We start from the raw sequence: 11,654 nt of genomic DNA on the forward strand, positions 1-11,654 counted from the left end.
CGGATGAACGTCAGGGATACCCGTGCCACTTCCGCGCTGCTCTATCTCGACGGCGTGCACGTCTCGTTCGACGGTTTTCACGCCGTCAACAACCTGTCACTGACCCTCGAGCCAGGCGAAATGCGTGCGATCATCGGCCCGAACGGCGCCGGCAAGACCACCATGATGGATATTATCACCGGCAAGACCAGACCGGACGAGGGCACGGTGCTGTTCGACGGCGTCACCGACCTGACGCGGCTCGACGAGACGCGGATTGCCGAACTGGGAATCGGCCGCAAATTCCAGAAGCCGACCGTGTTCGAAAGCCAGACCATCGAGGACAATCTGCTGCTCGCTCTCAACGTCGATCATGGCGTCAAGGGCACCCTGTTCTGGCGTGAAAGCCGGGGCGAGACCGAGCGGATCGATCGCGTGCTCGAAACCATCCGTCTGAAGGATGCGCGCGATCGCCTGGCGGGCAGTCTCTCGCATGGCCAGAAGCAGTGGCTCGAGATCGGCATGCTGCTCGCGCAGGATCCAAAATTGCTGCTGGTCGACGAGCCGGTGGCGGGAATGACCGATGTCGAGACCCATCAGACCGCGGAGCTTTTGAAGGAGATCAACAAGGACAAGACCGTCATGGTCGTTGAGCATGACATGGCCTTTGTGCGCGAACTTGGCGTCAAGGTTACCTGCCTGCACGAAGGCAGCGTGCTTGCCGAGGGCACGATCGACCAGGTGTCGTCGAATGAGCGCGTCATCGAAGTATATCTCGGACGGTGATCCATGCTGAAGGTCGACAACATCAGCCTCTATTACGGCGCGGCGCAAGCGCTCCGCGGCGTGACGATCGCGGCGGAGCCGGGCAAGGTGACTTGCGTATTGGGGCGCAACGGCGTCGGCAAGACCAGTCTGTTGCGCGCGATGGTCGGGCAATATCCGATTTCCGGCGGATCGATCACGCTGGAGGGCACCGACATCACAGCCCTCAGGCCCTATGAACGGGCGCGGCGCGGCATCAGTCTGGTGCCGCAGGGGCGGGAGATTTTTCCACTGCTCACCGTCGAGGAAAACCTGAAGACCGGCTTTGGCCCGCTCAAGCGCCAGGACCGCTATATCCCCGACGACGTGTTCTCGCTCTTCCCGGTATTGCAGTCGATGCTCTCGCGCCGCGGCGGCGATCTCTCCGGCGGCCAGCAGCAGCAGCTCGCGATCGGGCGTGCGCTCGTGATGCGGCCGAAATTGTTGCTGCTCGACGAGCCGACCGAAGGCATCCAGCCCTCGATCATCAAAGATATCGGCCGCGCGATCACCTATCTTCGCAGCCTTGGCAACATCGCCATCGTCCTGGTCGAACAATATCTCGACTTTGCCTGCGAGCTCGGCGACAATTTTGCAGTGATGGACAGGGGCGCGGTGAAATTCGCCTGCGATCGAAATAATCTCGACCCGGGCGAGATCAGCCGGCAAATGGCGCTGTAATCGATCTCTGTCGCGTGCGGCTTTTGGGGTGAAGCGGGCGAATGCGGACCGATACGACAGATGCGAATTCGGCGATTTTCGCCGCCAACCGTGCCCGCGGCGCGGTGAGTTTTGACGTGCACCAGGCCGACGGCGTCACCCGGCGCCGCGCCTTGCATGAATCGGGGTCGCTGCGCGTGCGCTTTCCCTCGCCTGAAGGTGAGGGCCTGTCGGCGGTGTTCGTCAACACCGCAGGCGGAATTGCAGGCGGCGATCGCTTCGACATCGATATCGTGGCCGGCGAAGGCGCGCGCCTCACCCTGACAAGCGCGGCGGCGGAAAAGGTTTACCGCACCGAAAGCTCCGCCTCGGTACTCAACATTGCCCTGAAGGCGCAAGCTCATTCGCATCTCGCCTGGCTGCCGCAGGAGACCATCCTGTTCGACCGCGCCCGCGTCCTTCGACATATCGACATTGATCTTGCAGAAACCGCCTCGCTCCTCTTCTGCGAGATCGTGGTGTTCGGCCGCGCCGCGATGGGGGAGCGGATGCAGCGTGGTGAATTCGTCGACCACTGGCGGATGCGCCGCGGCGGCCGGCTGGTCTTTGCCGAGAACATCCACCTCGACGGCGATATCGGCGAGAAACTCGCCCGACCTGCGATCGCCAACGGCGGCACAGCCATCGGCACTGCGCTGGTCGTGCCCGGCGATGAGGCACTGGTGGAGCGGATTCGCGGGCTTTCGGAATCGCTTGCCGGCGAGGTCGGCATCTCCGCATGGAATGGATTTGCAATGGCCCGTTTCTGTGCCCAAGATGCGGCGGCCCTGCGCGCCGACATGACGGCGGTGCTCGGCCGCGCCAGCTCTTCGGCATTGCCGCGGCTCTGGCTCAACTAGCGCATGATCCGGAAAAGCGTGCGGCGGTTTTCCGAAAGATCATGCGCAAACAAGAGATTCGACCTAAAGGCAATCGCGCGCTTTAGAAACCAGGCTCAACGAAACAAGCTCAGCTCAAGCAGAGTGCTCGAATGAATCTTTCCCCCCGCGAAAAGGACAAGCTCCTGATTTCGATGGCGGCGATGGTAGCGCGGCGGCGTCTCGATCGCGGCGTCAAGCTCAACCATCCGGAGGCCGTGGCCATCATCTCGGACTTCATCCTCGAAGGCGCGCGTGACGGCCGCACGGTGGCCGAGCTGATGCAGGCCGGCGCGCAGGTGTTGACCCGCGCGCAGGTGATGCCGGGCATTGCCGAGATGATCCACGATATCCAGGTGGAAGCGACGTTTCCGGACGGCACCAAGCTTGTCACCGTGCACGAGCCGATAAGATGACATCGGTCATTCCGGGACGCCGGGAAGCGGCGGACCCGGAATCTGGAAGTTTTTGGATCGAGATTCCGGGTTCGATGCTTTGCATCGTCCGGAACGACAAGAGGAGGCAGAATGATCCCCGGTGAACGCTTCATCAAGGACGGCGAGATCGAGCTCAATGCGGGCCGGAAAACCGTGACGCTAACGGTCGCCAATTCCGGCGATCGTCCGATCCAGGTCGGCTCGCACTATCATTTCTTCGAGACCAATCCGGCGCTGAAATTCGACCGCAAAAAGGCGCGCGGCATGCGGCTCGATATCGCCGCCGGCACGGCGGTGCGGTTCGAGCCGGGGCAGACGCGCGAGGTACGGCTCGTGGCGCTCGCGGGCAAGCGTACCGTCTACGGTTTCCGTGGCGAGGTGATGGGGAAGCTGTGACTCATATTGGGGGAGGGATCATGTCTGCCGCTGGAGCCAGGTCATGTCCGTGAAAATCAAACGTTCCGTCTATGCCGACATGTTCGGACCCACCGCCGGCGACAGGGTGCGGCTGGCCGACACCGATCTCATCATCGAGGTCGAGAAGGATTTCACAACCTACGGCGAAGAGGTGAAATTCGGCGGCGGCAAGGTGATCCGCGACGGCATGGGCCAGTCACAAGCCACCAACAAGCAGGGCGCGGCCGACACCGTCATCACCAATGCGCTGATCATCGACCACTGGGGCATCGTCAAGGCCGACGTCGCGATCAAGGAGGGCATGATCAGCGCGATCGGCAAGGCCGGCAATCCCGATATCCAGCCGGGCGTCACCATCGTGATCGGCCCCGGCACCGACATCATCGCAGGCGAAGGCAAGATCCTCACCGCCGGCGGCTTCGACAGCCACATCCATTTCATCTGCCCGCAACAGATCGAACACGCTCTCATGTCCGGCGTCACTTCGATGCTGGGCGGCGGCACCGGGCCGTCCCACGGCACCTTTGCGACGACTTGCACGCCCGGGCCCTGGCATATCGCGCGGATGATCCAGTCGTTCGACGCGTTTCCGGTCAATCTCGGAATTTCCGGCAAGGGCAACGCCTCGCGTCCGGCTTCGCTGGTGGAGATGATCAAGGCGGGCGCCTGTGCGCTCAAGCTGCATGAGGACTGGGGCACGACACCCGCGGCAATCGACAATTGCCTTGATGTTGCCGACGACTACGATGTCCAGGTGATGTTGCATTCGGACACGTTGAACGAATCCGGTTTCGTCGAGGATACGATCAAGGCGTTCAAGGGCCGCACCATCCACGCCTTCCACACCGAGGGCGCCGGCGGCGGTCACGCGCCTGATATCATCAAGGTTGCCGGTTTGAAGAACGTTTTGCCGTCTTCGACCAATCCGACCCGCCCCTTCACCCGCAACACCATCGACGAGCATCTCGACATGCTCATGGTGTGCCATCACCTCGATCCCTCGATCGCAGAAGATCTGGCCTTTGCCGAGAGCCGCATTCGCAAGGAGACGATCGCGGCGGAAGATATCCTGCATGATCTCGGCGCGCTCTCGATGATGTCCTCGGATTCACAGGCCATGGGCCGGCTCGGCGAAGTCATCATTCGCACCTGGCAGACCGCCGACAAGATGAAGAAGCAGCGCGGCGCGTTGCCGGAGGAGAAGGGCAACAACGACAATTTCCGCGTCAAGCGCTACATCGCCAAATACACCATCAATCCCGCGATCGCCCAGGGCGTCTCGAAACTGATCGGCTCGGTGGAGAAGGGCAAGCTCGCCGATCTGGTGCTGTGGCAGCCCGCCTTTTTCGGCGTCAAGCCCGAATGCGTCATCAAGGGCGGCTCCATTGTTGCAGCTCCGATGGGCGATCCCAACGCGTCGATCCCGACGCCGCAGCCGGTGCATTACCGGCCGATGTTCGCAGCCTTCGGCAAATCGCGCACCGCCTCCTCGGTGATCTTTTCCTCGAAGGCGGCGGTCGGATCGGGGCTTGGCAGAAAACTCGGGATCGCCAAGAAACTCTACGCGGTGCAAAACACCCGCGGCGGCATCTCCAAGAAGAGCATGATCCACAACAACGCCACGCCCGATATCGAGGTCGATCCCGAGACCTATGAGGTGCGCGCCGATGGCGAACTCCTGACCTGTGCGCCCGCCGAAGTATTGCCGATGGCGCAGCGTTACTTCATGTATTGAGGTGATTCGTGCATGAATGACTCCATTGAAGCGTTTCGAGAGGCCCCATCGCGGGACGGCTTGCGATGATCCGGGCCGTACAAGTTCGGGGACAACATCGCTGGAGCGAGTCAGCGGCCGATAGCGTCGTGCTCGATTTTGACGATCGCCACCGTCGGCGGATGGTGATGAAGGGCACGCGCGGGCTGGAATTCCTGCTCGATCTGGAACATGCGATCGCCTTGCGCGGCGGCGACGCGCTGGTGCTCGAAGATGGCAGACTGGTCGAGGTGGTGGCCGCGCCCGAGCCGTTGTTGGAAATCCGGGGGCGCGATCCGCAGCATCTGGTCCGCCTCGCCTGGCACCTCGGCAATCGGCACCTGCCGACCCAGATCACGGAGAGGGGACTGCGCATCCGCCGCGATCATGTGATCGAGGAGATGCTGAGAGGGTTGGGCGCGCGCCTGATCGAGATCGAAGCGCCGTTCGATCCGGAAGGCGGCGCCTATGCCGGCCACGCGCACCCAAATGATGCGCACGATCATGCGGGGCACGGTCATTCCACGCACGAGCATGGCGCTCACCATCACGGCCACGATCACAACCATGCTCACGACCATCATCACCACGACGAACATTGCGAACATGATCATGCCCACGGCGATTGCCATGCTCATGGCCGCAAATAAGCCTGCACCGCAGCGGCGTCGCGCGCCAAGGCGAACCGATCGAGGCTCATTGTCGAAATCCGAAAGCGCGAGCGGAATGCGGGCGGCAGAAGCTGCCGCGCTGTATCGGCTGATGACATGGCTCTCGCCGTCTTTTCCGGTCGGCGCCTTCTCCTATTCCAGCGGCATCGAATGGGCGGTAGAGGCCGGCGATATTGCTGATGCCGCATCGCTGCAGGCCTGGCTCACATCCATGCTGACGGATGGAGGGGGATTTTGCGACGGCGTCTTTCTTGCGCATGCGCAGCGAGCCGCTTCCGCCGGCGACGAGCCAGCGCTCGCCGGAATCGCCGAACTCGCTTCGGTCTTTACGGCTTCGCGCGAGCGTCACCTGGAAACCTCGATGCAGGGAAGGGCGTTCGTCGAGGTTGCGCGTGCGGCCTGGAATTGTGCCTCGCTTGATCGGCTGATCGCTTCGTGCGGCGGCGCCATTGTCTATCCGATCGCGGTGGGCATCGTGAGCGCGGCGCACACGATCCCCCTTGAGCCTGTTGTTCACGCCTTCCTGCATGCGGTGGTTTCGAACTGGATTTCGGCCGGTGCGCGTCTGGTGCCGCTCGGTCAGACCGAATGCCAGCGCCTGCTGGCGCGCCTGGAGCCGGCGGTGACCGCCACTGCAGGACGCGCGCTCAACGCCTCGCTCGACAATCTCGGCAGCGCGACCTTCCGCGCCGATCTGGCGGGCATTCGGCACGAGACACAGTATACCAGATTGTTCAGGTCATGATGATTGAGACCAAGCTGTGGACCCGGCGAAGTGCCCTGGTATTGGCGGGGTCAATTGCGATTACGGCCACGCCGGCGCGGGGCGATGGGACTCTCGAACTCTCTGAAGTACTTGTCGCCGTTGAACAGGCGCCGAGGCTGGTTGCAGAAATCAACACCGAACTCGGCAAGGTCCACCTGAAGCCTGAGGAGGTGACGTGCATTGGCGCGCGGCATGGGAACCATTGGACTTACCTTGGCGGCGCCCGCGCAGCGCCCTACGAATGCACGATCGGCCGGCGTACCGTGAAGATCGAGGCTGATCGTATATATTTCGACCCGAGCGCCAACGTGCTTGGTGGTCTGGATAAGACCGATCCGAAACAGGCAGAGACATTTCGGGAAAGCAATTTTCGCTGGACTTGGGAACCGTGAACGGAAGACGGAAGAAGAGCTGAGATGAGCAGTCATTCGCACGGCCCGCTTCGGGTAGGTATCGGTGGCCCCGTCGGCTCGGGAAAGACGGCGCTGATGGATTTGCTTTGCAAGTCGATGCGCCAGAGCTACGACATCGCCGCCATCACCAACGACATCTACACCAAATGGGATGCCGAATTCCTGGTGCGATCCGGCTCGCTGACGCCGGACCGGATCGCAGGCGTCGAGACCGGCGGTTGCCCGCACACGGCGATACGCGAAGACGCCTCGATGAATCTTGCGGCAGTCGCCGACATGCGCGCCAGATTTCCCGACCTCGATCTGGTATTGATCGAATCCGGCGGCGACAATCTCGCAGCGACTTTCTCGCCGGAGCTTGCCGATCTCACCATTTACGTCATCGATGTCGCGGCAGGCGACAAGATTCCCTCGAAAGGAGGGCCGGGTATCACCCGCTCGGATCTGCTCGTTATCAACAAGATCGATCTTGCTCCCCATGTCGGCGCGTCGCTGCAGAAGATGGACACCGACGCCAGGCGAATGCGCGGCGAGCGGCCGTTCGTCATGACGAACCTGAAGAAGAGCGAAGGCCTGGATCGCATCATCCGTTTCATCGAGACCAAGGGCGGTCTCAGCCCGAAAGCCCAGGGTCGCAGCAGACCAGGCGCGGCCCGTTAACAATTGTGGCGGCCCATGGCACTAAGGAAAACCGACAGCTTTTCGGCAGGCCATAGCGGAACAAAAGCCCTCGACCGCAGTTAACACTCTTCGGCGCAAGCATCACGCTGGCAATCACTTGTCCTTGGTTTCGTATTCGCGCCGGTCACGGTTGCCTATCGATGATTGCTACTCCACTATGCTGAAAGGTCGAACATCATTGCGTCCCGGTTTACGGCCACTGTCGCCCATTGATTTGTTCAGCTTCATGCCAACACCTCTGATCGAGTGAGCGAGTGGTTCGGCTGGGTTTTATCACCGGTTTCATCGCCCTTATCGGAGTGCTGCTCTCCGGCCTTGCGGCGTATCGAGTCCACGACCAGGAATTGACCGTCGAAGGCATCGCACTGGCGCGCGCGATCGACGTCAACGCGAGCCTCGTTCAGGACCGGCTGACCGAACGTGAACTGCTCGCTCGCGTTGCGTCCGGCCTGTTCCGTTCGCCTTCCGTGGTCAAGGCCAACATGCTGCAGCCGCTGCGATCCTCGATCTATGCCTTCAAGACCGATTTCGTGCTCGCCGGCTGGGTCGCGCGATTGCGCCCGGAAGAGTTGGAAGCCGCACGTGCTCAGCTTGCGAATGCGGGGTTTCCGAATCCGACCATCCGCAATTTTGACGACACCCCGCTGGATCTAGCCGCCATCACGCACCCGGTCGAGGTCTTGATGGATGTCGAACCGCGCAGCGACCAGGCCAAGGATCTTGCGGGCCGCACCCTGGACCAGCATCCGATCCTGGGGCCGATGCTGATGCGAGCCATGACAGAAAACAAATCGGTTGCTTCCAATCCCATGCCGCTGCTGCGCCCGGACGGGCCGATCGGTCTCGTGCTCGCGGCGCCGGTGTTGCAGGAAGGCGAGGCACAGGCGGCAGGCTTTGTGACGTTCTCATACGAATTGGCGCCCTTGATGCTGGCCAACGACGATCTGTCCCTGTTCTCGGTGGCGCTCAAGGACCCGGACACCGACAATGGCGAACTGGTGGCCAATGACCAAGGTCTTGTGGTTTCGAGAACGGCGAACCCGCAGACCGCGGCGTCTGCGGTGACGAGGACGGTGGCATTCGGAGGGCGTGACTGGTCGCTCACCTACTATGCCAAGACCGATGCGACGCTGCGTGCCCGGCAGACCGCCGCGATCGTGGCGGCGATCGGACTGGCATTGACGGCGATCGTTTGCGGCCTGTTCGGATATGTCGCCTACAACAACCTGCGGCTGAGCCGTGAAATCCAGGCGCGGATCGGCTTCGAGCGGCGCCTCACTGCGGTCATCGACGAACTCAACCACCGCGTCAAGAACATCCTCGCGGTGATCCAGTCGATCATCACGCGCACGCTGCGCCACGGCTCGGATATCGACGTCGCGCGCGAGCTTTTGATCGGCCGGATCCACGCCATGTCGAATGTCGTGTCGCTGCTCAGTGAAAGCCAGTGGCAGGGGGTGAAACTGAAGGGCCTGTTCGAAGCGCGCGCAATACCGCACGCCGACCGGATCGCGATCACCGGCCCCGACATCACCGTCAGTGCGCGGGCGGCGCAGTCACTGTCGCTGCTGTTTTTCGAACTCGCCTCGCATTCCGACGAGGGGTTGTCGCTGGTCGGCAAGCACCCGCACATCATGGCGCATTGGGAAGTCAACGGCGAAAAGGCCGATGCAATCTTCCATTTTCGCTGGGAAGAATTCAACACCAGCGCAGCGACCCGCCGCGCCGACAGCGATTTCGGCGTCATCCTGCTCGACCGCGTCGCGCCGGAGGCGCTTGGCGGAACATCGAAGCGGTACTTTACCGACGTGAGCTACGTGTACGAGCTCACCGCGCCCATGGACACCGTGGTTGACATGTCGGAGAGAGATCGCACGGAGCAGTTTTCGGCGCCGCTCAAGCCGGTGCGTTGAGCGTTTGCGCCGGGGCGAAACTAGCCGCTGCCGCCGATCACCGCGCGGACGGTTTCGTCAGGTCCGAAATCCTCGGCGCCATCGACATAAAGCAACGCGGACAGTTTCGATCGGGCCCGGTTGACACGGCTCTTAATGGTGCCGACCGCGCAGCCGCAGATCGCCGCGGCGTCCTCATAGGAGAAGCCCGAAGCGCCGACCAGGATCAACGCTTCACGCTGGTCCTGCGGAAGTTTGTCCAGCGCCGCACGAAACTCCTCGAACTCCAGATGCGCACCCTGCGCGGGCTGAGTCTTCAAGGTTTTGGCATAGCTGCCGTCCGCATCCTCCACCTCGCGCCGCCGCTTGCGATAGTCCGAGCGAAACAGGTTGCGCAGAATGGTGAAAAGCCAGGCCGGCAGATTTGAGCCGGGCTGGAACGAGTCGATGTTGGCCAACGCGCGCAGGAGCGTCTCCTGCACCAGATCGTCGGCGCGGTCGCCATTGCCCGAAAGCGAGATGGCGAACGCGCGCAGACTTGGCACTGCCGCCAGGATGTCGTCACGAAGCGAGTCTGTGAGAGGCATTCAGTCCCTCCCATTGTTCTTGATTGTTTCGCCGCCCGTGTCTTCCACGTGGGGACCCGGAGGTGGAACATCAAGCTTCCGGACCAGCTCGACAAAGCGTTCGGGGACTCCCTGGCGGACAATATCGTCGTACATGGCGCGCAGCTGGTGACCTATTCTGGACTGAATCTCGGCATTCAGGCCGCCCTGCTTTTTTGCTTCTCTCATGTCTTGTCCCGCGCTTCCCCGAGTGTTAAGTCCCGCATTTCCTCGAGTGTTAAGCTTTTGTATTTTCACGATAAATCCTCGAAATTGCCATGCGCCGGCTACCTCTGTGTAACGGCTAATTCAAAGAGACATGAAAAGTTCCAAAAACATTGGGAACTTTTGTCACCCCAAAGCGTAGTTCACCCACTTTGGGGGAGCGGGTCGGTCCCCGTCGAAAGCCTGGACCCAAACTAAGGATGGAGTGGGGATGCCCCGATCACAGGTTGTTGCAGAACATCTGCCGCTGCTGCGCCGATATGCCCGCGCGTTGACCGGAACACAGGCGTCGGGCGACGCCTATGTCGGGGCCATGCTGGAAGCCCTGCTTCAGGATCCGTCGCTGCTCGATGAACGCTATGGGCCGCGTGCCGGGCTGTTTCGGCTTTTCACCCAGATCTGGAATTCGGTCTCGATCAACGACGACCCCGACGTCACCACCTTGCCGATGCCGCCGGAGCGACGGCTTTCAAATATTACGCCGATGCCGCGCCAAGCGTTTTTGCTGTTGTCGCTGGAAGGTTTTTCCGAAGAGGAAGTGGCGTTCATTCTCGGCACCGATGTCGACGAGACCCGCAGGCTCGCCGATGCTGCCGGGCGCGAGATGGCGGCGGAAATCGCCACCGACGTGCTCATCATCGAGGACGAGACCTTCATCGCGATGGATCTCGAGAGCCTCGTGAAGAATCTCGGCCATCATGTGATCGGCGTCGCCCGCACCCATGCCGATGCGGTCGCGCTCGCCAAGAACAAGAAGCCCGGCCTCATTCTGGCGGATATCCAGCTCGCTGACGGCTCTTCGGGCCTCGACGCCGTCAACGAATTGTTGCGGAGTTTCGAGGTCCCGGTGGTGTTCATTACCGCCTATCCCGAACGTTTCCTGACCGGCGAGCGCCCTGAACCGGCGTTCCTGATCTCCAAGCCGTTCCAGCCGGCAATGGTATCCGCGGTCGCGAGTCAGGCGCTGTTCTTCCAGCGCAACTCGCGCAACCGCACGCCACGGGTCGCTTGAGGACCAAGGGTGGCTTGAGAGCGGCAGGCGAGGCGTACCCGCGTCCATGTCGGCGGCGAATGCCGGGCGCGAAAGGCGCGGTCCGGCATTTTATTTTATCGCGGAGCGCCATGGTCCGGATCGCTTCGGCGCATTCGCCGATGGATTGAACCGTCTCCCGGCGTTCAGGCGGTAGGCGCCGGTCGCCTCCCGTCCTTCCCCCGGCGATACCAGCCGGTCACCCTTGCCGGCCCATTTGCATGTTTTGCGGATTGAGCCCGATCGCGTCGTAGCGATGATCAGGCGCAGATCGCCCTCGACCGAAACCGGCAGCGATCCATCGCGCCATTATCCGCGGTCGGTGGGTCCGTTGCGAGCCGCCGCTATTTGTTTTTGGAATCGACGGGATAAGAAAAAAGCAGGGCGCGGCTGGCATCACCACA

General features: G+C 61.9%; 14 protein-coding genes. 12 read left to right on the forward strand and 2 right to left on the reverse strand.

The window, feature by feature from the left end; genetic code table 11:
- Positions 1–3 precede the first annotated feature (3 nt).
- From urtD to VNX23_RS05390, 11 genes are all read left to right on the forward strand, one after another.
- Complete coding sequence (gene urtD, locus VNX23_RS05340; RefSeq protein ID WP_325628143.1) at positions 4–765, forward strand: urea ABC transporter ATP-binding protein UrtD; 762 nt, start codon at positions 4–6, stop codon at positions 763–765.
- A gap of 3 nt (positions 766–768) precedes the next feature.
- Positions 769–1,464, forward strand: coding sequence for an urea ABC transporter ATP-binding subunit UrtE (urtE, locus tag VNX23_RS05345; RefSeq protein WP_325628144.1), 696 nt, complete (start codon positions 769–771; stop codon positions 1,462–1,464).
- 41 nt (positions 1,465–1,505) lie between these two features.
- Positions 1,506–2,342, forward strand: a complete 837-nt coding sequence (locus VNX23_RS05350; RefSeq protein WP_325628145.1) for an urease accessory protein UreD — start codon at positions 1,506–1,508, stop codon at positions 2,340–2,342.
- Between the two features lie 131 nt (positions 2,343–2,473).
- The gene (locus VNX23_RS05355) at positions 2,474–2,776 is read left to right on the forward strand and encodes an urease subunit gamma (RefSeq protein WP_325628146.1); all 303 of its coding nucleotides are present in this window, start codon (positions 2,474–2,476) and stop codon (positions 2,774–2,776) included.
- Between the two features lie 111 nt (positions 2,777–2,887).
- Positions 2,888–3,193: an urease subunit beta gene (locus VNX23_RS05360; RefSeq protein ID WP_325628147.1), complete on the forward strand. Its 306-nt coding sequence runs from the start codon at positions 2,888–2,890 to the stop codon at positions 3,191–3,193.
- Positions 3,194–3,236: 43 nt separating this feature from the next.
- Positions 3,237–4,949 carry an urease subunit alpha gene (gene ureC, locus VNX23_RS05365; protein ID WP_325628148.1) on the forward strand — a complete coding sequence of 571 codons (1,713 nt, stop codon included), beginning with the start codon at positions 3,237–3,239 and terminating at the stop codon, positions 4,947–4,949.
- 65 nt (positions 4,950–5,014) lie between these two features.
- Positions 5,015–5,617: an urease accessory protein UreE gene (locus VNX23_RS05370; protein WP_325628149.1), complete on the forward strand. Its 603-nt coding sequence runs from the start codon at positions 5,015–5,017 to the stop codon at positions 5,615–5,617.
- A 76-nt stretch (positions 5,618–5,693) separates the two neighbouring features.
- On the forward strand, positions 5,694–6,383 hold the full coding sequence (locus tag VNX23_RS05375) for an urease accessory protein UreF (protein WP_325628156.1): 690 nt from the start codon (positions 5,694–5,696) through the stop codon (positions 6,381–6,383).
- Positions 6,380–6,796, forward strand: a complete 417-nt coding sequence (locus VNX23_RS05380) for a hypothetical protein (protein ID WP_325628150.1) — start codon at positions 6,380–6,382, stop codon at positions 6,794–6,796. Before VNX23_RS05375 ends, VNX23_RS05380 begins: the two co-directional genes overlap by 4 nt.
- Before the next feature lie 24 nt (positions 6,797–6,820).
- Entirely contained in the window at positions 6,821–7,477 is a 657-nt protein-coding gene (ureG, locus tag VNX23_RS05385) for an urease accessory protein UreG (protein ID WP_325628151.1), read from the forward strand.
- Positions 7,478–7,752: 275 nt separating this feature from the next.
- Positions 7,753–9,411: a CHASE domain-containing protein gene (locus VNX23_RS05390; protein WP_325628152.1), complete on the forward strand. Its 1,659-nt coding sequence runs from the start codon at positions 7,753–7,755 to the stop codon at positions 9,409–9,411.
- A gap of 20 nt (positions 9,412–9,431) precedes the next feature.
- Here the strand turns inward: VNX23_RS05390 and VNX23_RS05395 are convergent, their stop codons facing one another.
- Both VNX23_RS05395 and VNX23_RS05400 read right to left on the reverse strand, forming a co-directional pair.
- The gene (locus tag VNX23_RS05395; protein ID WP_325628153.1) at positions 9,432–9,977 is read right to left on the reverse strand and encodes a sigma-70 family RNA polymerase sigma factor; all 546 of its coding nucleotides are present in this window, start codon (positions 9,975–9,977) and stop codon (positions 9,432–9,434) included.
- Positions 9,978–10,184 (reverse strand): NepR family anti-sigma factor, encoded by a 207-nt coding sequence (locus VNX23_RS05400; RefSeq protein ID WP_325628154.1) that lies wholly within the window; start codon positions 10,182–10,184, stop codon positions 9,978–9,980.
- Between the two features lie 247 nt (positions 10,185–10,431).
- Between VNX23_RS05400 and VNX23_RS05405 the strand changes: the two genes are divergently transcribed.
- Positions 10,432–11,232: a response regulator gene (locus VNX23_RS05405; RefSeq protein ID WP_325628155.1), complete on the forward strand. Its 801-nt coding sequence runs from the start codon at positions 10,432–10,434 to the stop codon at positions 11,230–11,232.
- Positions 11,233–11,654: the final 422 nt, after the last annotated feature.

It is taken from the genome of Bradyrhizobium sp. (assembly GCF_035570375.1).
In the GTDB taxonomy this organism is placed as follows: Bacteria; Pseudomonadota; Alphaproteobacteria; order Rhizobiales; family Xanthobacteraceae; genus Bradyrhizobium.